Genomic DNA, 23,498 nt, shown 5'->3' with positions numbered 1-23,498 from the left:
CGAACAGCGGGGCCCCGGCCACCGGCCTCAGTGCCGTCGTGCGTGCGCCCGGCGGCGGCGGGCGAACCAGAGGGTGGCCGCCCCGCCGGCGAGCAATGCGGCCGCGCCGGCGGCCAGCGGGCCGGTGCCGTTGCCGCCGGTGGCGGCGAGACGCTCGCCGGCGGCCTGCGGAGCGGCTCCCCGGCCGCTCGCGGTGCTGTCCGCCGCCTTGACGGCGGCCGGGGTCGCGGGGGGCGGGGTCGCGGGGGCGCCGGACGTCGTGGCGGGGGCGGTCGGGGCCGGCTTCTCGCAGCTCACCGAGGCGATCGTGACGGTGCCGCTGACCGTGGCCACGTTGAGGTTGAGCGGGTTCAGCTCCACCCGGACCTCCAGGGCCGAGGCGGCCGCCGTGCTGGAGGTGGTGCTCCGCCTGGAGAACTCGACCGAGACGCTGCCGACGGCGGGCACGTCCACCTTGGTCGGCGCGTAGAGGCCCACCGCGACCGGCTTGCCGAGGACGGTGAGCCTGGCCGGGGCGGTGACCTCGGCGGTGGGCGGCCCGTCGACGGGGCAGGTCACCTTGGAGCTCAGGGCCTCCAGGCCGAGCAGGGCGGTGAGCGGCAGGCCGGGCGCGTGGACGTCCGCGTTGACCAGCTCGACGGAGGCCGCGGCCCCCTTGGCGTCGACGGTGGTGACGGACCGGCCGACGTCGGCCTTGACCAGGGTGACCGGGCCCTGCTGGTCGACGCCGTCCACCTTCGCGGTGAGCACCGAGCCGTCGCGCCGGGCCGGGCTCTCCACCTTGTTCAGCGCGATGTTCACCGGCACGTCCACGGCCTTGTTCAGCAGGCTGACGTCGAGGTCCACCTCGGCCGTGACCGCGCGGGCGCTGCCGGTGGCCGGGCCGCCCGTCGAGCCGGCGCCGCCGGACCCGGAGACGGCGGCGGGCCCGGTCGCGGAGGCGGCGGTGGCGGGCAGCACGGCCGCCGCGACGACCAGGGTGGCGACGGCGACACGGAGAGATGAGGACAGCAAAGGAGGAACCCCCACATGGCGATCGGGAGAGAGCGCGCCACCGATGTCACCCCGGGCGCGGGACTGCTCCGCGTCGGACCCGGGGGAAGGCCGTCGCTCTCGACTGCCGCCATCCTCTTCGAACAATCCGTCACATGAGTAACACGAAGCGTCAGTTCACTCCTTCGGGTGAGATTGACGCCATGTATTGACGGTACTGCGACAGCTGCGCCCCACGGCCCCCGGCGGGATCCCGGCCGGGCCCCGCCCCGACTCGCGTCCCGGTTCCCGGCCCGACTCCCGCCCGGCCCGGCGCCGGGTGCTCCAACGCCCTTGAGCGCTAAGGAAGTCGCCAGTCCACCGGCTGCGCACCCTGCCGGGCCAGCAGCTCGTTCGCCCGGCTGAAGGGACGCGAGCCGAAGAAGCCCGAGTTCGCCGAGTACGGGCTCGGGTGCGCCGACTCGACGGCCGGCACCTCCCCCAGCAACGGGCGCAGGTTACGGGCGTCGCGCCCCCAGAGGATCGCGACCAGCGGGCCGCCGCGCGCCACCAGCGCCTTGATCGCCTGCTCGGTGACCTCCTCCCAGCCCTTGCCCCGGTGCGCGGCCGGCTTGCGCGGCGCGGTCGTCAGGGCGCGGTTGAGCAGCAGGACGCCCTGCTCGGTCCAGGGCGTGAGATCGCCGTTGGAGGGCTGCGGCAGGCCGAGGTCCTGGCCGTACTCCTGGTAGATGTTGACCAGGCTGGCGGGGATCGGCCGGACCTCCGGCGCCACCGAGAAGGACAGGCCCACGGCGTGCCCCGGTGTGGGGTACGGGTCCTGTCCGACGATCAGCACCCGCACCGCCTCGAAGGGCTGCTGGAAGGCGCGCAGCACGTTCGGCCCGGAGGGCAGGTAGGTTCGGCCGGCGGCGATCTCGGCGCGCAGGAAGTCGCCCATGGCGGCCACCTGTCCGGCCACCGGCTGCAGTGCGGTGGCCCAGCCGGGCTCGACGATCTCGTTCAGTGGACGCGGTGCCATGCGCACCACCCTATCGGCCCAACGCCCACCGCCCCGACGGGCCCGTCACCTGGCCCGAAGGCCGGCCCGCCGCACCCCCGGCACGGCCGGTACGACGGCCTGCCGGCGGCGCGGACGGCCCGTCCGGGCCGGTCCGCGGGGCTGCGCCCGGCCGACCGGATCAGCCCACCGGACGGCCCCGCAGCACCACCAGCCGCGGGTCCGCCAGCACCCGGACGTCGGCGCGCGGGTCCTCGGCGTACACCACCAGGTCGGCGGGGGCGCCCTCGGTCAGACCGTCCCGGCCGAGCCAGGCCCGGGCGCCCCAACTGGCCGCCGAGAGCGCCTCGGCGGCCGACAGGCCGGCCTTCACCAGCTCGGCCACCTCCTGCGCGACCAGGCCGTGCGCGAGCGAGCCGCCGGCGTCCGTGCCGACGTAGACCGGGATGCCGGCGTCGTGCGCGGCCGCCACCGTGTCGTAGCGGCGCTCGTGCAGCCGGCGCATGTGGGCGGACCAGGCGGGGAACCGGTGCTCGCCGCCGGCCGCGAGCTTCGGGAAGGTCGCGATGTTGACCAGGGTCGGGACGATCGCCACCCCGCGCTCGGCGAACTGCGGGATCAACTCCTCGGTCAGGCCGGTGGCGTGCTCCACGCAGTCGATGCCGGCGGCCAGCAGGTCGGGCAGCGACTCGGCGGCGAAGCAGTGCGCGGTGACCCGGGCGCCCTCCTGGTGCGCGGCAGCGATCGCCTCGGCCAGCGCGTCGCCCGGCCAGCAGGCCGCGAGGTCGCCGCGCTCGCGGTCGATCCAGTCGCCGACCAGCTTCACCCAGCCGTCGCCGCGGCGGGCCTCCGCGCGGACGTACGCGGGCAGGTCCCCGGGCTCGATCTCGTGCGCGTAGTTGCGGATGTAGCGCCGGGTGCGGGCGATGTGGCGGCCCGCGCGGATGATCCGGGGCAGGTCCTCGCGGTCGTCGATCCAGCGGGTGTCGGCGGCCGATCCGGCGTCGCGGATCAGCAGGGTGCCGGCGTCGCGGTCGGTCAGGGCCTGCTTCTCGCTGGTGGCCTCGTCCACCGCGCCGTGCGCGTCCAGGCCGACGTGGCAGTGCGCGTCGACCAGGCCGGGCAGCACCCAGCCGGAGACCGTCCGGACGTCGTCCGCGGCCGGCCGGTCGAAGGTCACCCGTCCGTCCACCACCCAGAGTTCGTCCCGGACGTCCTCGGGGCCGACCAGCACCCGGCCCTTGATGTGCAGCACCCCAGCGTCGCTCATGACCGCACTCTACCGACGGGTCCGGCCGGGCCGGCGGCGGACGATGGGGCAGACTGGGCGCCGGGGCCCGTCCGCACGGCGTCCTCCGTACACCACGGGCCGCCCAGGCCACCGGTGGGGCGGCCCGGCGGAGGCCCCGCGGGCCCGCCCCGCCAGGCCGGCGGCGGCCCACCGCGACCACCGAAAGGCCGGCCCCGTGAGCCCCTTCCTCGACCTCCCCCCGCTCGGCGCCGCGCAGTTCGCCGCGATCGAGGACAAGGTGGCCGCGCTGCTGCACACCACCGCCGACGTGATCATCACCCAGGGCGAGGCGCTGCTCCCGCTGGAGGCGGCCATCCGCGGCGCGGCGCACCCGGGCAGCACCGCCCTCAACATCGTCACCGGACCGTACGGGCAGACCTTCGGGAACTGGCTGCGGGACTGCGGCGCCGAGGTCGTCGACCTGGCGGTGCCGTTCGACTCCGCCGTCACCGCGGCCCAGGTCGCCCAGGCCCTGCGGGCCGCCCCGGAGATCGACTTCGTCTCGCTGGTGCACGCCGAGGCCGCCACCGGCAACACCAACCCGGTGGCGGAGATCGCCGCGGTGGTGCGCGCGCACGGCGCGCTGCTGATGCTGGACGCCGTCGCCTCGGTCGCCGCCGAGCCGCTGCTGACCGACGCCTGGGGCGTGGACCTCTGCGTGATCGGCGGGCAGAAGGCGATGGGCGGCCCCGCCGGGGTCTCGGCGGTGTCGGTGAGCGGGCGGGCCTGGGAGCGGATCGCCGCCAACCCGGCCGCGCCGCGCCGCTCCTACCTCTCGTTGCTGGACTGGAAGGAGCGTTGGACGGACGCCGGCCGCACCGTGCTCCCGCACGCCCCGGCCCAGTTGGAGATGCTCGCGCTGGACGCCTGCCTCGACCGGATCGCCGCCGACACCCTCGACGCCACCATCGCCCGGCACCGCGCCGCGGCCGCCGCCACCCGCGCCGGGATCCGGGCGCTGGGCACCCTGACCCCCTTCGTCCCCGCGGACGGGCACGCGGCCCCCGTGGCCACCACCCTGCGCACCCCGCCCGGCCTGGACGCCGCCGGGCTGGCCGCCGGACTGGACCCGGCCCTGCCCGTCCAGGCGGGCGGCGGCGCCCTGGCCGCCGGGATGCTGCGGGTCAACCACTACGGCCGGAACGCGTCGCCGGAGGTGGTCCAGGACTGCCTGACCGCGTTCGGCGAGGCGCTGCTGGCCACCGGCGCCGACGCCGACGTGCCGACGGCGACCGCCGCCGCGGCGGCGGCCTGGCGGGCGGCGGGCGGCCCCACCGGGTGACCGGCCGCAGGGGGCCCGGGCCGGAGCGGCCGCGGCCGACGGACCTCGCGAGCACCTTGGGCGAACACGGAGACACTCTCCGTAACACGCATTGATGTATCATACGTTGCCGTATGATTCCTCCCTTGGATGTCTGGTGACCCATGTCCTTCTACGGCCGTCATGACGTACTGCAACAGCTGGCCGGGCACCTGAGCGCGATCGGCGCGCAGGGACAGGGTCGAATGCTCGCGGTCCGCGGCCGCCGGCAGGTCGGCAAGTCCCGCCTGTTCACGCGCTTCGTGGAGGGGTCCGGACTGCCGTACCTCTACTTCACCGCGGTGAAGAACGCCGACCCGCTCACCCAGCTGCAGGGGCTGACGGCCGACCTCGGCACCGCGCGGACCCCCCTCCCGGAGGCCGACACCCTGTTCGCCTCACCGCCGTCCTCCTGGTCGGACGCCTTCGGCCGGCTCGCGCTCGCCTGCTCGCAGACACCCGCCGTCGTGGTGCTCGACGAGTTCCCGTGGGCCGCGGCCACCGACCCGACGCTGGAGGGTGCCCTGCAGAACGCCTGGGACCGCCGGCTGGAGCGGACGCCCGTCCTGCTGGTCCTGATCGGCTCCGACGTCACCATGATGGAACGGCTCACCGAGCACGACCGGCCGCTGTACGGGCGGGCCCGCGAACAGCTGATCCGGCCCTTCAACCCCGCCGAGTGCGCCGAGGCACTGGGCTCCGGCCACGGCCCCATGGACGCCTTCGACGCCCATCTGGTGACCGGGGGCTACCCGCGCCTGCTCCTGGAGTGCGCGACCGCGGGCGGCGCCCAGCGCCTCGTCGAACAGGAGCTGACCGACGAGAACAGCAGCCTCGTGGTCACCGGGCAGCGGGTGGTGGACGCCGAGTTCCCCGACGGACCGCAGGCCCGGCGGGTGCTCTCGGCGATGGGCGGCCACGAGGTGGGGGTGGCCGCCTTCTCCCAGATCGTCGGCCGGCTGCCCGAAGCCGGCAGCACCGCCCAGACCGCGGCGACCCGTGCCCTCAAGACGCTGACCGAGCAGAAGGGCGTCGTCGCGGCGGACGTGCCGGTCGGCGCGCCGCCCCGCGGGAAGCTCCGGCGCTACCGGATCGAGGATCCGTACCTGCGGTTCTGGTTCCGCTTCGTCGAGCAGCAGGTCCCGCACATCTCGCGCGGCCGGGCCGACATCGCCCTCGACGCGTTCAGGCGGGACTGGACGAGCTGGCGGGGCAAGGCCGTCGAACCGCTGGTGCACGAGGCCCTGTTGCGACTGGCGCCCGAACTGCCGGCGCTCGAAGGCGCGGACGAGGTGGGCAGCTGGTGGACCCGCGACAACACCCACGAGTACGACGTCGTGGCCCGGACCGCCCGGACCCGGCGGGTGACGGCCGTCGGCACGGTGAAGTGGCGGGAGCGCAAGCGGCTCACCGCCGGCGAACTGGCGCATCTGGCCGGAGCCCGGGCCGTGGTGCCCGAGGCCGCCGCGGCCCGGCTGGTCACCGTCTGCCCGGCGGGCCTGCACACCGGGGTGAAGCCCGACCTGCACCTGGACGCGGGGGATCTGCTGGCGGCCTGGCGGCGCTGAGGACGGCCGGGCACGCCGGCCGTCCGTGACGGGCACCGGGCTCCGGGGGACGAGGCGCGGGGTCGGTCCGGGCCGCGCGGGCCGGGTGAGGCCCGTGGTCCCGGGCTGCGGAGCGGCTGGGCCCGTGCGAGCCTACGAAGGTGCCAGAGACTACGGAAGACGCCGTACCCGGCGAAGAACCGGGCCGGCCGGCGGGCGCCGCCCTGCTGGCCGCCACCTGCGTCTCGACCCTGGTCGTCAACGCCAACACCTCGGCGGTGAGCATCCTGCTGCCGGCGATCAGCACGGACACCGGCGCCTCCCTCGACACCCTGCAGTGGGCCATCACCGGGTACTCGCTGGTCGGCGCGGCCGTCATCGTCACGTCGGGCGCCCTCGGCGACGTCTTCGGGCGACGGCTGGTCTTCCTCGCCGGGCTGGCCCTGTTCATCGCCTCCTGCGCCGTGATCGCGCTGTCCGGCAGCGGCGCGGGGGTGATCGCGGGCCGGGCCGTCCAGGGCGCCTCGGGTGCCACGATCCTGGCCTGCGGGATGAGTCTGCTGTCGGTGGCGACCTCGGGACAGGGCCGGGTCCGGGCCGTGACCGTGTGGGGCGCCGCGTCGGCGGTCGGCGCGGCCGTCGGGCCGCTGGTGGGCGGCCTGCTGGTGGACGGCATCGGGTGGCAGGGCCTGTTCTGGATCGACGCGGCGATCGCGGCGGCCTGCGTCCCGGTCACGCTGCGCGGCATCGCCGAGTCCCGCGACCCCGACCGCAGCCGGTCGATCGACTTCGCGGGGACGGTGCTGATCGCCGCCGTGCTGGCCCCGGCACTGCTCGCACTGAGCGAGGGCGCGGACTGGGGCTGGACGTCGGCGGGAGTGCTGGGCTGCCTCGCCCTGGCCCTGCTCGCGGCCGTCGCCTTCGTCATGGTGGAGCGGCGGGTGGACGAGCCGCTGGTGGACCTGCGGCTGCTGCGCGACCGCGTGCTGATCGGCGCCACGGTGGCGATCCTGCTCAGCGCCGGCGTGATCAACGGCCTGATGTACCTGGTCAGCCTCTACTTCCAGAACCCCGCCACGCTCGCCCTGAGCCCGTTCCAGGCGGGCCTGGCGACCCTGCCCGCGACCGTGGGCCTGATCGCCGTCACCCCGCTGGTGCCCAGGGCCGTCAAGCGGCTGGGCGTCGGGCCGGTGATCGGGGCCGGCTTCGCGGCGGCGACGGCCGGCTGCGCGCTGCTGGTGCTGGTGCAGGCCGACTGGCGGTACGGGGCGTTCGCCCTGCCGCTGGTGCTGCTGGCCGCCGGCCTGGGTCTCGTCAACGGGCCGGCGAGCTCGGCGTCCACCTCCTCGGTGGCCGAGGACGACGTCGGTGCGGCGTCCGGCATCTCGAACATGGCCCGGTACATCGGTGCCGCCGCCTTCACCGCGGCCGTGGCCACCGTGAACTCGTCCGTCGGCGCGTCGCACCTCGCGAGCGGCGAGGGGACGGCGCAGGCGTTGGCCGCGGGCCTCTCCCGGGCCTGCCTGCTGCTCACCATCGCGTGCGGGGTGGGCATCCTGCTCTCCGTCCTGGCGGCCCGGGCCCGCCGTCGCCGGGTCCGGCCCGGTGCGTACGGGGCGGCGGCGGCCTCGCACGCCCACACCGTCCGCACCGTCGGCGGTGTCGGCGGTGTCAGCGGTGTCAGCGGGGTCGGCACCGCCGGCACGGAGGACGCGCGGTAGGGACGCGCCTCAGGAGGGGGCGGCGGGGGCGTCCGGTCCCGTCCCGGGTCCTGCGGCCGAGCGGGAGAGCACTGTTCCCCGATCGTTCATCTCGGCGGCATCCCCGCCTCATCCACGCCCGGGATGGTCGTCGCAGCGGCATAGTTGGCTATACAACTCTGCCCGGCCGGAAGCGTAGCGAGACGTTTCCGGAAGCACCGGACTAGGAGACACCCATGCCCCTGTCGCCGTACTGGCTGCGCGACAACTGCCCCTGCCCCGAGTGCCGCGACCCGCGCAACGGGCAGAAATTGTTCCAGATCACCGACCTGCCGGACGACCTGGCGATCGTGGAGCGGGACGAGCGCGACGGCCGGCTGGCGGTGCTGTGGTCGGACGGCCACCGCTCACGCTACCCGCTGGAGTGGCTGGACGCCGAGGACACCGGCGGCACCGGCGACGGGCGCAGCGAGGCGGGCAAGCGGCTCTGGGCCGCCGCCGACTTCGCCGCCGGCCTGCCCGAGGCCGACTGGGCGGCCTACCTGGCCGACCCGGCGGAGCGGGCCGCGGTGCTCGGCGCGGTGCTGCGCTCCGGCTTCGCCGTGCTGCGCGGGGTGCCGGTCGTCGAGGGTCAGGTGCTCGACGTCGCCCGGACCTTCGGCTACGTCCGCGAGACCAACTACGGCCGGCTGTTCGACGTCCGGGTGGAGGCCGACCCGAACAACCTGGCCTTCACCAGCGCGGCCATCGCCCCGCACAGCGACAACCCGTACCGCGACCCGGTGCCGACCCTCCAGCTGCTGCACTGCCTCGACAACTCGGCCGTCGGCGGCGATTCCGGCCTGGTCGACGGCTTCCGCGCGGCGGCCCAACTGCGGGCGGAGGACCCGGCGGCCTTCGCGGTGCTGACCCGCACCCTCGTCCCGTTCGTCTTCCGCGACCGCGCCACCGAACTGCGCGCCGACCGCCCGCTGATCGAGCTGGACGCGCTCGGACGGATCCGGGAGGTGCGGTTCAACAACCGCTCGATCAGCACCCTCCGGCTGCCCGCGGCCGAGCTGGACGCCTTCTACGCCGCGTACCGGCGCTTCGCCGCCGTCACGCTGCGCCCGGAGCTCCGGCTGGACTTCCGGCTCGGCCCCGGCGACTGCCTGGTCTTCGACAACGTCCGCCTGCTGCACGCCCGGACGGCCTTCGAGCCGCCCGCCGGCGACGGCACCGGCGGCTCGCGCCACCTCCAGGGCTGCTACGCCGACCTGGACTCGCTGGCCAGCAGCCTCGCGGTGCTGAACCGGCGGGCGGCGGCGCTCGACACCATCGCCGGGTACTTCGAGGGCGAGGGCGCCGCCGAGTACCTGGGCGAGGCCGTCACGCTGGCCGAGCACATGCTGCAGGCGGGCGCGCTGGCCCGGGCGGCCGGGGCCCCTGACCACCTGGTCGCGGCGGCGCTGCTGCACGACGTGGGCCACCTGGGCCCCTCCGGCCCGTCGTCGGGCGAGGAGGGCGTCACCGGGCTGGAGTTGATGGCCGGCCGGGACAACCGGCACAGCGACACCGGCGCCGACTGGCTGGCGCAGTGGTTCGGCCCCGAGGTCACCGAGCCGGTCCGGCTGCACGTGGCCGCCAAGCGGTACCTGTGCACGGCCGAGCCCGGCTACCGGGCCCGGCTCTCCGAGGCCTCCGAGTACACCCTGCGGGTGCAGGGCGGCCCGATGACGGAGGAGCAGGCCGCCGCCTTCGCCGCCCTGCCGGGGGCCGCGGACGCGGTGGCGGTCCGCCGCTGGGACGAGGAGGCCAAGGACGCCGACGCGGCCACGCCCGGCTTCGACCACTTCCGTCCGCTGCTGGCCGCCCTGATGCGCTGACGGCCCGCCGGCGGGGTGACGGGGTGACGGGCCGGGGCTGGGACGGGCCGCCGCCCCGCCGGCGGCCCCTTCGCTCAGCTGCTCAGCCGCTCAGTCGCTGTCCCGCGCGTGGCGTGAGAGCGCCGACGTGGCCAGCGAGTTGTGCACGCTGAAGGCCACCGTCCCCGGCAGGTAGCGGTCCTGCGACCACTCCACCGGGGTGCCGGTCGGGTCGGTGGTGCGGCGGCGCTCGCGCAGCAGCGGGCTGCCGCGCCGGCAGCCGAGCAGCCGGGCGTCCTCGGCGTTCGCGGCGACCACGTCGATGGTGTGGTCGGCGTCGGTGAACAGGATGCCGTGCTCGCGCAGCTGCTCGGTGTGCGAGACCACGTCGGCCGGCAGCTCGGCCACCAGTTCGCCCACCCGGGGCGGGTAGACCGTCCGCTCGACCATCACCGGCGCGCCGGACAGGGTGCGCAGCCGGACGATCGCGTAGACCTCGGCGCCCGGCTCCAGGCGCAGCTGCTCCCGCTCGGCGGCGTCGGCCGGGCGTCGGACCAGCGAGTCCAGGATGCCGCCGGGCTCCTCCCCCATCGACCGGGCCCAGTGGGTGAAGCTGAGCAGCTCCGAGAAGCTCTGCACCCGGGCGTTGCCGAGCACCACCCGGCGGGTGCCGCGGCGCGAGGTGACCAGGCCGTCCGAGCGCAGCACCGCCAGCGCCTGCCGCACGGTGCCGCGGGAGACGCCGTACTGCTCGGCGAGCGCGCCCTCGGCGGGCAGCCGGCCGGCCTCGCCGAAGGCTCCCGTGGTGATGGCCTCGCGGAGGTCGGCGGCGACCTTGCGGTAGAGGGCGGCGCCGCGCTCGGTTCCGGCCGGGCCGGGTGCGGACTGGTCCGGTTCGAGTGCCACGTCAGTCAAGGTCCCTCCTGGGGCGGTGTCCTGCGCAGCCGTACCGGCGCGGACAGGGCTGACCTTATCCGTTGCGCCCTCGAAGCATCGCACCATTCCGATCACCGGCCGCCGGGCGGATTCGACCGTTCCCGTAGCCGCCCCCGGTTCTCGGGCATCCGTTCACCTTCCCGTCACCGGGCTCCGGCGTACTTACCCCCGTCGGCAAAGTTGGCTAGTCAACTCAGCCAGGCTCAGCCCCCTTGAGCCAGGCGGCCAGTCGGGCCGGCCCCACTCTCGCAAACGCATCCCTCGCAGTACGCCCCCTGATCAGGAGACTGACTCGTGACCGTGCACCGTGCCCGTGCCGCCGCCTTCGCGGCCGTTCTGACCGCCGCCGCGCTCTCCCTTTCCGCCTGCGGCTCCGCGGGCTCGACCGCGAAGTCCGGCGACGCCGCCAAGGCCGGCGCCAAGGAGGCCAAGGACGCCACCTCGGCCGCCGACCTCGGCGGGATGGACGCGCTCGTCGCGGCCGCCAAGAAGGAGGGGAAGCTGCACGTCATCACGCTGCCCCGGGACTGGGCCAACTACGGCAAGATCATGGACTCGTTCAAGGCCAAGTACGGCATCGAGATCGAGGACGAGAACCCGGACGGCTCCAGCCAGGACGAGATCAACGCGATCACCTCCCGCAAGGGCCAGGACCGCGCCCCCGACGTGGTGGACCTGGGCAGCGCCTTCGCGCAGTCCGCCGCCAAGGACGGCCTGCTCGCCCCGTACAAGACCGCCAACTTCGACAAGATCGCCGACACCATGAAGGAGGCGACCGGCCTGGCGGTCAACGACTACGGCGGCTACGTCTCGATCGGCTGCGACGCCAAGAAGATCGCCAACTGCCCGAAGACCTTCGCCGACCTGCTCAAGCCCGAGTACAAGGGCCAGGTCGCGCTGAACGGCAACCCGACCAAGTCCGGCTCCGCCTTCGGCGGCGTCTACGCGGCCGCGCTGGCCAACGGCGGTTCGCTGGACAACATCCAGCCCGGCATCGACTTCTTCGGCAAGCTCAAGCAGTCCGGTAACTTCAACCCGGTCGAGTCCACCCCGGCGACCATCGAGAAGGGCGAGACCCCGATCAGCATCGACTGGTCGTACCTCAACGCCGGCTACACCGACGAGTTCAAGACCAAGGGCATCGACTGGCAGGTCTCCGTCCCCAACGACGGCAGCTACGCCCAGTACTACAACCAGGCGATCAACAAGTGGGCCCCGCACCCGGCGGCCGCCCGCCTGTGGCAGGAGTACCTCTTCAGCGCCGAGGGCCAGAACCTCTTCCTCGGCGGCTACGCCACCCCGGCCCTCTTCGACGCCCTGAAGAAGGACGGCACCCTCGACGCGGCCGCCGCCGCCAAGCTGCCGGCCGTCGAGAAGCCCTTCACCACCTTCCCGACCCAGGACCAGATCGCCGCGGCCAAGAAGGTCGTGACCGAGAACTGGACCAAGGCGATCGCGGGCTGATCATCACCATGACAACGGCTCCCACCCCGGTGCCGACCCCGGCCGCCACTGACCACAGTGGCGGCGCGGGGGTCTCCGGCACCGCCTCAGCGACCTCCCCCACCGTTCCCGCGCAGCGCGCCCCCGGCCGGCCCACCACCGGCCGGCGCCGGCTGCGCCCCCGCGCCGGCGGCTGGCTGGCCACCGTCCCGCTGCTCGCCTTCTTCGCGATCAGCTTCGGCCTGCCCGCCGTCGCCATCGCCATCGGCGCCTTCACCGCCTCCAGCGACGCCGAGACCGGCGCCGGCCGGTTCACCACCGACAACCTCACCGCCTCCGTGCAGGGCGCCTACTGGACGGCCCTGCTCAGCAGCGTGAAGCTGTCCGCGCTCACCGCCCTGCTCGGCACCCTGATCGGCCTGCCGATCGCCCAGGCCGTGGTGACCTCCCGCTACAAGGCCGTCCGCGAGGCCGTGCTTTCCGCCTCCGGCGTGCTCGCCAACTTCGGCGGCCTGCCGCTGGCCTTCGCCTTCGTCGCCACCCTCGGCAACGCCGGCGAACTCACCAAACTGCTGCACCTCACCGACCACGGCTGGAGCCTCTACTCCTTCACCGGCCTGACCGTCGTCTACCTGTACTTCCTGGTGCCGCTGATGGTGCTCAGCATCACCCCGGCACTGGACGGCCTGCGGGTGCAGTGGCGCGAGGCCGCCCACAACAACCGGGCCACCACGCTGCAGTACTGGCGTCACGTGGCCCTGCCGATCCTCTTCCCGTCCCTGCTCGGCGGATTCGTGCTGCTCTTCGGCAGCGCCTTCGCCGCGTACGCCACCGCCGCCGCGATGGTCGGCGCCACCGTGCCGCTGATCAGCCGCTCGATCGCCGACGCGCTGTCCGGCAACGTGCTGGTCGGCCAGGGCAACCTCGCCCTCGCCCTCAGCCTCGACATGATCGTGGTGGCCGCCCTCGTGATGGCCGTCTACCTGCCCCTCCAGCGCCGGAGTGCCCGATGGCTCAGCTGATCTCAAGGCTGCGCCTGTGGCGCGGCGCCGTCCTGCTGGTGGCCGGCACGTACTTCCTGCTGCCGATGGCCGCCTCGGTGTGGTTCAGCATCGACGACCCGAAGGGCATCACCTTCGAGGCCTACACCGGCCTGCTGAGCGCCCCCGGCTTCACCGACAGCCTGTGGCTGACCCTGCAGCTCGCCGTGGTGACCGTCCTGGTCGTCCTGCTGCTGCTGGTGCCGGCGCTGATCGCGGTACGGCTCGGCTCGCCGAAGCTGCGCACGGTGCTGGAGGTGGTCTGCACGCTCCCGCTGGTCGTCCCGCCGGTGGCGCTCACCGCCGGCCTGATCGGCGTACTGCGCTGGGGCCCCGACTACCTGATGGACACCCCGTTCTTCCAGACCTTCGTGTTCGTCCAGGACCCGAAGTTCCCACTGGTGCTGGTGATCGCGTACGTGCTGATGTCGCTGCCGCTCGCCTACCGGGCGCTGGACGCCGGACTGCGCGCGGTGGACGTCCGGACCCTGGTCGAGGCCGCCCGCAACTGCGGGGCGAGCTGGCCGCGCGCGGTGTTCACCGTGGTGCTGCCCAACCTGCGCGGGGCGCTGCTGAACGCGTCGTTCCTGACCCTGGCGCTGGTGCTCGGCGAGTTCACCTCCGCCTCGATCCTCGGCTACCAGCCCTTCGCGGTGTGGATCTACTCGGTCGGCAACAGCCAGGCCCAGATGTCCGTCGCGGTCTCGGTGCTCAGCCTGCTGATCACCTGGGTGCTGCTGCTCCTGCTGGCCGCCGCCGGCCGCGAGCGCCGGCACCGCACGCCTGCCCGTCCCTGACACCGTTAGCGAGAAACCCCCATGACCACGGTTACCGCCCACGTTGCCGGCGCACCGCTCGCGCCCGGCAGCGCGACCGTCGAATTCCGTTCCCTGCGCCGCTCGTTCGGCGCCACCACGGCCCTGGACGGGCTCGACCTCACCGTCCACCCCGGTGAGCTGCTCGCCCTGCTCGGCCCGTCCGGCTGCGGCAAGACCACCGCCCTGCGGATCCTGGCCGGCTTCGAGCAGCACGACAGCGGCCAGGTGCTGGTCGACGGCGAGGACATCACCCGGATCCCCGCGCACCGGCGCGACGCCGGCATGGTGTTCCAGTCGTACAGCCTCTTCCCGCACCTGACGGCCGCCGACAACGTCGCCTTCGGGATGCGGATGCGCGGCACCGCCAAGGCCCAGCGGCGCAAGCGCGCGCTGGAGCTGCTGGAGCTGGTCGGCCTGCCGCAGCACGCCGACCGCTACCCGCACCAGCTCTCCGGCGGCCAGCAGCAGCGCATCGCACTGGCCCGCGCGCTGGCGCTGGAGCCGCGCGTCCTGCTGCTCGACGAGCCGCTCTCCGCGCTGGACGCGAAGGTCCGCCTCAGCCTGCGCGAGGAGATCCGCCGCCTGCAGCAGGAACTGGGCATCACCACCCTGTTCGTCACCCACGACCAGGAGGAGGCCTTGTCGATGGCCGACCGGGTCGCCGTCCTGCGGGCCGGGCGCCTGGAGCAGTGCGCGACGCCCTCCGAGCTGTACGCCCGCCCGGCCACCGCCTTCGTCGCCGAGTTCGTCGGCACCATGAGCCGGATCCCCTGCGTGCGCTCCGGCGAGGGCGTCGAGGTGCTCGGCCGCCGCCACCCGGTGGACGGCGAGATCCCCGCCGACGGTGAACTGCACGTGCTGGTACGGCCGGAGAACGTCGGCCTGACCCCCGCCGCGAACGGTCCGGCACTGGTCGTCGCCGCCTCCTTCCTGGGCGCCGTGACCCGGCTGACCGTCCGGCTCGCCGACGGCACCGAGGTCAAGACGGACCTGCCCACCGAGGCCGCCGCAAGCCTGCCGATCGGCAGCACCGCCGACATCACCCTCCCCGAGCGGCCCGTACTGGTGGACCGCCGCCCCGCCTGACGCCGTCGACCGGGGAACCCGCGCGACGAACGGCCTGCCCGTGCCGGCCCGTGCCGGCCCGTGCCGGCCCGTGCCGGCCCGGTGTCTGCCGGGCCGGACCGGCCTGCCACGGCGTGTTCCGGCCTGCGCCGGACGCACGGACGGCCTACCGTACGCGCGGCACCCGCACGACCGGCTCCACCCGAAACACCGAAAAAGGTACCGCCATGCCTGCATCCGACCTGCCCGACGGTAGTTCAGCCGACTCCGGTTCAGCCGACTCCACTTCGGCCGAAGCTGGTTCGGCCAAGGCTGATCCAGCCGGTTCCGGCCTGCCCTGGGCGCCGCCCGCCGCCGTCCTGTTCGACATGGACGGCACCCTGGTCGACACCGAGCACCTCTGGTGGCAGGCCGCCGCCGAGATCGCCGCCGAGCTGGGCCTGACCCTGACCGACCACGACCTGCCCGAGGTGCTCGGCCAGGCGATCGAGCACACCGCAGGACACCTGCACCGCAGCAGCGGCACCACCCGCACCGAGGCGGAGCTGGCCGTGCGGCTCGGGGACAACTTCGCCGGCAAGGTGGCGGCCGAGATCGTGCCCCGCCCGGGCGCCCTCGCCCTGCTCGCCGCGCTGCGCGACGCCCGGGTGCCCACCGCACTGGTCTCGGCCTCCCCCCGGCGGGTGGTCGACCTCGTGCTCGGCAGCCTGGGCCGCGACTGGTTCACCGTCACCCTGGCCGCCGAGGACACCGAGCGCACCAAGCCCGCGCCCGACCCCTACCTCGCGGCCGCCGGCCTGCTCGGCCTCGACCCGGCCGGCTGCGTCGCCGTCGAGGACACCCCGACCGGAGTCGCCTCCGCCCACGCGGCCGGCTGCGCCGTGCTGGCGGTGCCCTCGGCCGTCCCGATCGCCGCCGCGCCGCGGGTCACCCTGCTCGACAGCCTGGAGCGGGCCGATCTGGCCCTGCTCGGGAAGCTCGCCGCGGCCCGGGCGGTTTGACGGACCATGCCCTATCTCCTGCTGAGCCTCGCCATCGTCAGCGAAGTCTGCGCGACCAGTTGCCTGAAGCTCACCGAGGGCTTCAGCCGGCTCTGGCCGAGCCTCGGCGTGGGAGTGGGCTACGTGCTCTCCTTCGTCCTGCTCGGGCAGGCCCTGAAGCACATACCCGTCTCCGTCGCGTACGCGGTGTGGTCCGGGGCCGGCACGGCCGCCGTGGCCGGCATCGGCGTCCTCGCCTTCGGCGAGAGCCTGGGCCGGGCCCAGTGGCTGGGCCTGGCCCTGATCATCGTGGGCGTGGTGGCGCTGAACCTGCGCGGGGGCCACTGAAGCCGGGCGAGGCGGGCGGGGCGCCTCCGCGCGGCCCTCTTGGCACCTGCGGGGTCGGGGCCGACCCGGCCCCGCGGGTCGTCTCGTGCGGGGGCGGGTCATGGGGTCGTCAGGTGCTGTGGTGGGCGGGTGCGGTCTGCGGTTGATTATGTAGGCCGGTCTACCTGCGGGGTGGCCGCGCGACGGAGGTTCGTGACGGCTACCGGCCGGCCGACGGTGGGGAGCGGCCGCCCTGCGGGCGGAATATGTAGGCCGGTCTATCCGCGAAGTGCAGCCGCCGCCAGGGCGGGCGCGGGCGCCACCCGCCCTGGCGGCGAGGCGAAGCCCGTGGACAGAATATGTAGGCCGGTCTATTCTTTCGCCATGGGAGCAAAAGGCGAGGAGACACGTGCCCGGCTGGTCGCCGCCACCCGGACGCTCATCGAGGCGCAGGGTTACTTCGGCACCGGGCTCAACCAGGTGCTGGCCGAGAGCGGGGCACCCCGAGGCTCGCTGTACTTCCACTTTCCCGCCGGGAAGGACCAGTTGGTCACGGCAGCCCTGACCGAAGCCGGGCTGGAGATCAGCGGGCTCATCGACTCCTTCACCCGCGAGAAGCTCAGCGCGGGGGTCCTGGTCCGGCGTCTGCTGGACGCCTTCGCCGACCGCATGGAGGGGTCCGGCTACACGAAGGGCTGCCCGATCGCCACCGTCGCCCTGGAGGTGGCGGGCGGGAACGAGGAACTGCGGCGGGTCTGCGCCGAGGCGTACGACGACTGGCAGCAGGCGCTGGCGGCACAACTGGTCTCGGAGGGCCGGACGCCCGAGGCCGCCGACGCCGCCGCCGGCGCGGTGCTCGCCCAGTTCGAGGGCGCACTGCTGCTCGCCCGGGTGCGCCACAGCCGCACACCGCTCGACCAGGCTGCGCGCGCCACCCAGTTGCTGCTCACCACCTCCTGAGGCCGGTCGGGGTTCGGATGGCGAGCGGGAGACTCGTCGGGACGCAAAAATATGTAGACCGGTCTACTCCGAGCCGGCCCTGACCACACCCGAGCCCGCCCTACAAGATCAGGCGTGCCGAACCCCGGCGCCGGGCGCCACCGGGACCCGTCCCGCTCGGACTTCGACCCGCACCCGGGCAAGCCCTCCTCGCGAGCCTCACCTGTTCCGGCGCGCCTGACCGGCCGGCCGCCGGACGCCCCACACGCAACCCCTGCCCCTCCCACGCCCCACGCCCCTCCCGCGCCCCACACCCCTCCCGCACTTCCCGCCATTCCCAAATTATGCAGATCGGTCTACCGAAAGGTGCTCGCATGCCATCCCCCACCAACCCCACGCCCACCAACCCCACGCCCACCAACCCCATGCCCAACCCCACGCCCAACCCCACGCCCCCACCCGCACCCACCGCCCTCGTCCTCGGCGCCACCGGCTTCATCGGCCGCTGGCTCGTCCTCGAACTCCTCTCCTCCGGCCGCACGGTCGCCGCGGCCGTCCGAGGCGGCAGGAAGCGGGACGGCGAGCTCCGCAAGTGGCTCGGTGCGCACGGCGCGGACGAACGCGGGCTCCTGACGGTCGAAGCCGACATCACCCGCCCCGGACTGGGCCTCAGCCCGGCCGACGACGCGCACCTCACGACCGTCCGCGACGTCTTCAACACGGCCGCCCTCTACCGCTTCGGCCTGTCCAGGGCCGAGGCCCACGCGGCCAATGTCGACGGCGCGCTGCACGCCCTGCGCTGGGCGGCCACCCGGCCCCGACTCCGCCGCCTCGTGCACATCTCGGGCTATCGCGTCGGGACCGGCCCCGCCGTCTTCCCGCTCCCGCCCCACGAGGCCGACGAGCGGTACGCCCGGCTCGGCGCGTACGAGGCCTCGAAGCTGGAGGGCGACGCGGCCGTCCGTGTCGAGGCGGTTCGGCTGGGGGTGCCGCTGACCGTGGTGAACCCGAGCAGCGTGATCGGACACTCCGTCACCGGCGAGGCGGGCCAGTACATCGGCCTGGCAAGCCTCGTCGAGCAGTTGTGGCACGGCCGCCTCCCGGCACTCCCCGGCAGCCGGCGGACCTTCCTGCCCGTGGTGGCGATCGACCATCTGGCCCGCTTCCTGGCCGCTGTGCCCGAGCACGACAGCGGCCCGCTCAGCGTGCACGCGGTGCTCGACCCGATGACGCCCGATCTGCCGGAGCTGGTCGCGCTGGTGGCCGCCCACCTCGGTGTGCGCGCGCCGCGTCGCCTCATCCCGACGACCGTCCTCCGCCGGCTCCCCCGGGCGCTCACCCGCACCGATCCCGAGACGCTCTCCTTCATCTCGGAGGACCGCTACGACACCTCCTCCGCCGAGCAGTTGGCGGAGGCCGCCGGTATCGGGCATCCGCCGGTCGAGGACCTGCTGCGGCGGTGGGCCGCCCGTTTGGTCGCGGATCGCTTCGGCACCGCAGCGACCGGCGCCGAAGCAACCAGCGGCGAAGCAACCGGCGGCGAACCGATCGGTGCTGCGGCCGTCGGTGCAGCTCCCGGCCGGCCGGCCGGCTCCTTCGTCGGGCTCGCCGGGAGCCGCAGCTACGTGACCGGTGAGCGGGAAGCACCCGGGTACGTCCTGCTGCACGGCCTTCCGTTCGACTCCACCGGTTGGCACGCGGTCGTGGACCACCTCCCGGCGCCGTCCCTGCTCGCCGACCTGCCGGGGCTCGGCCGCTCGTCGCCCGCCACCGGGAGCACCTCGCAGTGGCTCACCGACCTTCTGGCGCCGGTCCGTTCACGGCCGGTGATCGTCGCACACTCGGCGGCCGCCGGTCCCGCGCTGGCCTACGCGACGGCGCACCCCGAGCGGGTTTCCGCGCTGGTACTGGTGGCGCCGTACTTCCTGCAGCCACGCCCGCGCCGGGCGGTCCGGACCGTGCCGATCACGGCCACCGTCCTGCGCCGGGCCTCGGTCGGCTTCCTGGCCGGCGCCCTGCTCGGCCCGGGCCCGCACAGCGCGGAGGCCGAGGCCAGGGTGTCCGCCGCGGTGCTCGGCCTGCGTCGGCCGGGGGTGGCGGGACGAACCGCCCGCCGGCTGCGGAGCCTGCAAAGGCCGCTGGAACGGTCGAAGTTGTCGGAACTGCTGCGGTCCTGCCCGGTGCCCGTGCGACTGGTGGTCGGCGAGTACGACCCGCTGACCTTGGCCGTACCGGCCAACCCCGCGATCACCCTCCCGGCCGTGACCGTGCCGGGCGCGGGCCACTATCCGCAGCTGAGCCATCCGGACCGACTGGCCGAGGTCCTGGCCGAGTTGACCAACCTGACTGCACCGGCGGACCCGTCCGCCACCGACCCGGCGTCCACCGCCCTGACGTCCACCGCCCAGGCGTCGACCAACCTCACGTCGACCAACCTGACGACGTCCACGGACCCACGTCGCCCAACCCGAGCTCGACCAATCTGACCCCCACGGACCCGACCGCAGCGACGTTGGACGTCCGACCGTGATCCCTCGGCCGGCGGCCGCACCCGTAGCCGCCGGCCGACGACCCCCGTCCCCGCCGCCGTCCCCGTCCCCGTCCCCGTCCCCCGGGCCGTATCCCCTCGCCGGAATACACCGAACGCGAGCCCAACCCCAACCGAAGCCCAACCGAAGCCCCGACCCCGGCCCCAACCCCAACCCCGGATCACCCTCGCGGACCCACCCCGCCCGTACAGCCCTGGAGTTACCGCGCGCCCCGGCGGCCGGTAACTCGCCGTTCACGCGCAGTACTCCGCCCTTCGGGTCAATAGGCCTCCAGTTGTGCAACCAACTTGACCTGAAGGATCCTCGTGGCCACAGGCAGCACCCTCACCCTCAGCTCCCCCGCCGGCCCCGTCGAAGGCGACAAGCTCACCTTCCACTGGACCACCGGCGCTCCCGATGCCAAGAACTGGGTCGGCATCTACGACGGCACCCGCCAGCCCGGCACCGGTTCCTCGCTGCTCTGGAAGTACACCCCCGGTGCCTCGGGGGACGTCCAGCTGGACACCTCAGCACTGACCGGCGGGCCGTACACGGCCTACCTGTTGGCGAAGGACGGCTACGGCATCCTGGCGCAGAGCACGCCGTTCACCTTCCGGCCGAAGCCCGCCGTGCTACGGCCGCATGCGGCGGTGGACGCGCTGACCGCGACCGCCGTTGCACCGGGCGGGGCGGTCACCGTGAAGCTCGGCAAGCTGTGGTGCCGGCCGGCGGGCAACCCGGCCGGCACCGCGACGTTCCGCCGGATCGGCGGGGACGGCTGGCTCTCCGTCGCGGCGGACGGGACGGTCACCGGCACCGCGCCCGCCACCGCCCCGGCACACCCGGCCCTGGTCACCGTCGGGGTCAAGGACAGCGCGGGCGCCACCGACACCGTGACCGTCCTGGTGCCCGTCCGCGCCGCCGCCGGACCGCTTCAGCTCAAGACCGCCGCCTGGAACCTCTGGGACGCCGGCACCCACGTCACCGACGCGCTGGAGAAGCAGCTGCGGGTGATCCTGACCCAGGGCCTGGACGTGGTCGCGCTCCAGGAGACCGCCGGCACCGCGGCCCAGGCGCTGGCCGACGCCCTCGGCTGGTACGCCTACCAGAGCTCCGGCAGCGTCGGCGTGCTCAGCCGCTACCCGCTCACCGCCGTCACCCCCGTGACCACCGCCCTGCCCGCCGCCGGTGTCACCCTGCAACTGCCGGGCGGCCGCTCGGCCCGCTTCTGGGCCGCCCACCTGAGCGAGGCCGGCTACGGCCCGTACGCCGTGCAGGACGGCCAGAGCGCGGCCCAGGTGGAGGCGGCGGAGAACGCCTCCGTCCGGCTGCAGCAGGCCAAGGCGCTGGCGACGGCGGTCAAGGCGGACATCGCCACCGGCGTCCCGGTGCTGCTGGCCGCCGGTCTCGCCTCGCCGTCCCACCTGGACTGGACGGCGGCCACCGGCCGGCCGCTCAACTGGCCGGTCACAGTGGCCCTTCAGGCCGCCGGGCTGACCGACGCGTTCCGCGCCGCGCATCCCGACCCGGTCGCCCTGCCGGGGAACACCTGGTCGCCCACCCGCAAGGTCCGGGGCAGCAAGCCGGAGCCGCAGGACCGGATCGACCAGGTGCAGTTCGCCGGCCCGCTCACCCTGGCCGAGGCACACACCCTGGCCACCGGCTGGCCGCAGGCCGACCCCGCGACGGCCGCCAACGAGTGGCCCTCGGACACCGCCGCCGCCGTCGCCACCTTCACCCTCTGAGAGGCCGGTCCACCATGCCTGAGCTTTCCCGCCGCAGCTTCGTCGGCGCCACCGCGGCGGCCGGCGCCACCGCCCTGGTCGGCCTCCCCGCCGCCGCCACGGCGGCCGCAGCCGCAACGGCCGCCGGCAGCATCGCGGACGTGAAGCACGTGGTGATCCTGATGCAGGAGAACCGCAGCTTCGACCACTACTTCGGCACCCTCAACGGTGTCCGCGGCTTCAACGACAAGCAGGCGCTGCAGTTCCCCGACGGCAGCGACGTCTTCCGCCAGCCCGACACCGCCCGCAGCGACGGCGGCGCCATGCTCCCGTACCGGATGGACACCTCCAAGTACAACGCGCAGAACGCCGGCGGCCTGGCGCACGACTGGGCCACCGGCCACCAGGCCATCAACAACAGCGCCATGAACAAGTGGATCGCCGCCAAGGGCGAACGCACCATGGGCTACTTCACCCGCGCCGACATCCCCTACCAGTACGCCCTCGCCGACGCCTTCACCCTCTGCGACGCCTACTTCTGCTCGCTCGCCGGCCCCACCGACCCCAACCGCCTCTACCTCTGGACCGGCACCGCGGGCCCCGGCCGCGACGGCACCACCGGGCCCTGGATCGACAACACCCCCGTCACGGACAACCCCGTCGCCGACTGGACCACCTACGCCGAGCGCCTCCAGGCGGCCGGTGTCAGCTGGCGGGTCTACCACAACCCCAGCAAGGACGACCGCACCGGCGACTACGACGACAACGCCCTGTCGTACTTCAAGCAGTTCCACAACTTCCCCAGCACCGACCCGCGTTACATCAACGCGATGACCAAGTTCGATCCGGCCGCCTTCGACGCCCACTGCAAGGACGGCACCCTGCCGACCGTCTCCTGGCTGGTGGCCCCCTACCTGTTCTCCGAACACCCCAACGCCGGCCCCGCCTACGGCGCGCACTGGGTCAACACCGCCCTCCAGTCCCTGATGTCCAACCCCGCCGTGTGGCAGCACACCGTCTTCCTCGTCATGTACGACGAGAACGACGGCTACTTCGACCACATGGTCCCGCCCACCCCCGAGGCCGGCACCCCCGAGGAGTTCACCCAGGGCCGCGCCATCGGCCTCGGCAACCGCGTCCCGCTCTGGGTCGCGTCCCCCTGGACCCGCGGCGGCTACGTCAACTCCCAGGTCTTCGACCACACCTCCGTCCTCCAGTTCCTCGAGAAGGTCACCGGCGTCCAGGAGCCCAACATCTCCGCCTGGCGCCGCGCCGTCTGCGGCGATCTCACCAGTTGCTTCGACTTCAGCAACCCCGACACCACCGTCCCGGCCCTCCCCGACACCACGGCCCTGATGGCCAAGGCCGATGCGGGCACCAAGCTCCCGGCCGTCCCGCTCCCCGCCAACGGCACCCAAGCGATACCGGTCCAGGAGCCGGGCACCCGCCCGTCCCGCCGGCTTCCGTACCGGCCGTGGGCGGACGCGACGGTCGACCGGACGACGGGCGTGGTCACCTGCACGCTGGCGAACCAGGGGTCGGTGGCGTTCCCGTTCACCGTGTACCCGAACATCGTGTTCCCGTTCGCGGGCACGCCGTTCACGGTCGCGCCGGGTGCGCAGCGCACCTACACCTGGGACGCCGCCACCACGGACGGACGCTACGACTTCACCGTGCACGGCCCGGACGGCTTCGTCCGCCGCTTCGCCGGCACCGTGGTCCGGGCGGGCCAGGACGACGTCGCCGTGCCGTCCGTCGCCGCGGCCGTCCCGGCCCCCGGCGCCACGACGGTGGCCGTACTGCTCGCCAACAGCGGCCGGACTGAGACGTCGTTCACCCTGACGCCGAACGACTTCGCCGGCGCCGCGCAGACCGCCTGGGTCGCCCCCGGCGGCAGCGCCACCGTCAACTGGCCCCTTGATCAGGGGCGTTACGACCTGACCGTGACGGCGGGCACCGGTACCCGGTTCGCCCAGCGGTACGCGGGCCGTCTGCACTGAGCCCGGCTCCGGCCCGGTGCCGCCCT

Annotated in this window: 18 protein-coding genes; 14 read left to right on the top strand and 4 right to left on the bottom strand. The window is 74.1% G+C overall.

Annotated features, from left to right (window positions below):
- Nucleotides 1-27: 27 nt before the first annotated feature.
- The 3 genes from IE329_RS33495 to IE329_RS33485 all read right to left on the bottom strand — a co-directional run bounded on the left by IE329_RS33495 (nt 28) and on the right by IE329_RS33485 (nt 3,260).
- Complete coding sequence (locus IE329_RS33495) at nt 28-1,014, bottom strand: SCO1860 family LAETG-anchored protein (protein WP_190214803.1); 987 nt, start codon at nt 1,012-1,014, stop codon at nt 28-30.
- 319 nt (nt 1,015-1,333) lie between these two features.
- Nucleotides 1,334-2,011, bottom strand: coding sequence for a uracil-DNA glycosylase (locus IE329_RS33490; RefSeq protein WP_190214802.1), 678 nt, complete (start codon nt 2,009-2,011; stop codon nt 1,334-1,336).
- Nucleotides 2,012-2,171: 160 nt separating this feature from the next.
- Nucleotides 2,172-3,260 (bottom strand): amidohydrolase family protein, encoded by a 1,089-nt coding sequence (locus IE329_RS33485; protein ID WP_190214801.1) that lies wholly within the window; start codon nt 3,258-3,260, stop codon nt 2,172-2,174.
- A gap of 196 nt (nt 3,261-3,456) precedes the next feature.
- Here IE329_RS33485 and IE329_RS33480 point away from each other — a divergent pair, with 196 nt between their 5' ends.
- The 4 genes from IE329_RS33480 (at nt 3,457) to tmpA (ending at nt 9,693) form a co-directional block, all read left to right on the top strand.
- Complete coding sequence (locus IE329_RS33480; RefSeq protein ID WP_190214800.1) at nt 3,457-4,563, top strand: aminotransferase class V-fold PLP-dependent enzyme; 1,107 nt, start codon at nt 3,457-3,459, stop codon at nt 4,561-4,563.
- 143 nt (nt 4,564-4,706) lie between these two features.
- Nucleotides 4,707-6,149 (top strand): ATP-binding protein, encoded by a 1,443-nt coding sequence (locus tag IE329_RS33475; RefSeq protein WP_190214799.1) that lies wholly within the window; start codon nt 4,707-4,709, stop codon nt 6,147-6,149.
- 140 nt (nt 6,150-6,289) lie between these two features.
- Nucleotides 6,290-7,849 (top strand): MFS transporter, encoded by a 1,560-nt coding sequence (locus tag IE329_RS33470; protein WP_229927970.1) that lies wholly within the window; start codon nt 6,290-6,292, stop codon nt 7,847-7,849.
- A 215-nt stretch (nt 7,850-8,064) separates the two neighbouring features.
- Nucleotides 8,065-9,693, top strand: a complete 1,629-nt coding sequence (gene tmpA, locus IE329_RS33465) for a 2-trimethylaminoethylphosphonate dioxygenase (protein WP_190214798.1) — start codon at nt 8,065-8,067, stop codon at nt 9,691-9,693.
- A 90-nt stretch (nt 9,694-9,783) separates the two neighbouring features.
- Here the strand turns inward: tmpA and IE329_RS33460 are convergent, their stop codons facing one another.
- Nucleotides 9,784-10,578, bottom strand: a complete 795-nt coding sequence (locus tag IE329_RS33460; RefSeq protein WP_073928833.1) for a GntR family transcriptional regulator — start codon at nt 10,576-10,578, stop codon at nt 9,784-9,786.
- A 324-nt stretch (nt 10,579-10,902) separates the two neighbouring features.
- On the opposite strand from IE329_RS33460, the gene IE329_RS33455 reads away from it, so the two are divergent.
- The 10 genes from IE329_RS33455 to IE329_RS33410 all read left to right on the top strand — a co-directional run bounded on the left by IE329_RS33455 (nt 10,903) and on the right by IE329_RS33410 (nt 23,472).
- Nucleotides 10,903-12,072, top strand: a complete 1,170-nt coding sequence (locus IE329_RS33455) for an ABC transporter substrate-binding protein (protein WP_073928834.1) — start codon at nt 10,903-10,905, stop codon at nt 12,070-12,072.
- 8 nt (nt 12,073-12,080) lie between these two features.
- Nucleotides 12,081-13,073 (top strand): ABC transporter permease, encoded by a 993-nt coding sequence (locus tag IE329_RS33450; protein WP_229927969.1) that lies wholly within the window; start codon nt 12,081-12,083, stop codon nt 13,071-13,073.
- Nucleotides 13,061-13,888, top strand: coding sequence for an ABC transporter permease (locus tag IE329_RS33445; protein ID WP_229927968.1), 828 nt, complete (start codon nt 13,061-13,063; stop codon nt 13,886-13,888). The genes IE329_RS33450 and IE329_RS33445 overlap by 13 nt, the downstream gene beginning before the upstream one ends.
- A 21-nt stretch (nt 13,889-13,909) precedes the next feature.
- A complete protein-coding gene (locus IE329_RS33440) occupies nt 13,910-14,995 on the top strand; it encodes an ABC transporter ATP-binding protein (RefSeq protein WP_190214797.1) in 1,086 nt (361 codons plus the stop codon).
- Between the two features lie 311 nt (nt 14,996-15,306).
- Nucleotides 15,307-15,975, top strand: coding sequence for an HAD family hydrolase (locus tag IE329_RS33435; protein ID WP_373311379.1), 669 nt, complete (start codon nt 15,307-15,309; stop codon nt 15,973-15,975).
- Nucleotides 15,976-15,981: 6 nt separating this feature from the next.
- A complete protein-coding gene (locus IE329_RS33430) occupies nt 15,982-16,302 on the top strand; it encodes a DMT family transporter (RefSeq protein ID WP_073928836.1) in 321 nt (106 codons plus the stop codon).
- 363 nt (nt 16,303-16,665) lie between these two features.
- A complete protein-coding gene (locus tag IE329_RS33425) occupies nt 16,666-17,241 on the top strand; it encodes a TetR/AcrR family transcriptional regulator (protein WP_190214795.1) in 576 nt (191 codons plus the stop codon).
- A gap of 353 nt (nt 17,242-17,594) precedes the next feature.
- Complete coding sequence (locus IE329_RS33420) at nt 17,595-19,706, top strand: alpha/beta fold hydrolase (protein ID WP_229927967.1); 2,112 nt, start codon at nt 17,595-17,597, stop codon at nt 19,704-19,706.
- Nucleotides 19,707-20,074: 368 nt separating this feature from the next.
- Nucleotides 20,075-21,493, top strand: coding sequence for an endonuclease/exonuclease/phosphatase family protein (locus IE329_RS33415; RefSeq protein ID WP_190214794.1), 1,419 nt, complete (start codon nt 20,075-20,077; stop codon nt 21,491-21,493).
- 14 nt (nt 21,494-21,507) lie between these two features.
- Entirely contained in the window at nt 21,508-23,472 is a 1,965-nt protein-coding gene (locus IE329_RS33410; protein WP_190214793.1) for a phosphocholine-specific phospholipase C, read from the top strand.
- Nucleotides 23,473-23,498 lie beyond the last annotated feature (26 nt).

The sequence above is a fragment of the Kitasatospora indigofera genome, from assembly GCF_014655955.1.
Taxonomy (GTDB): domain Bacteria; phylum Actinomycetota; class Actinomycetes; order Streptomycetales; family Streptomycetaceae; genus Kitasatospora; species Kitasatospora indigofera.
This window is presented reverse-complemented; position numbering and strand designations above follow the sequence as displayed.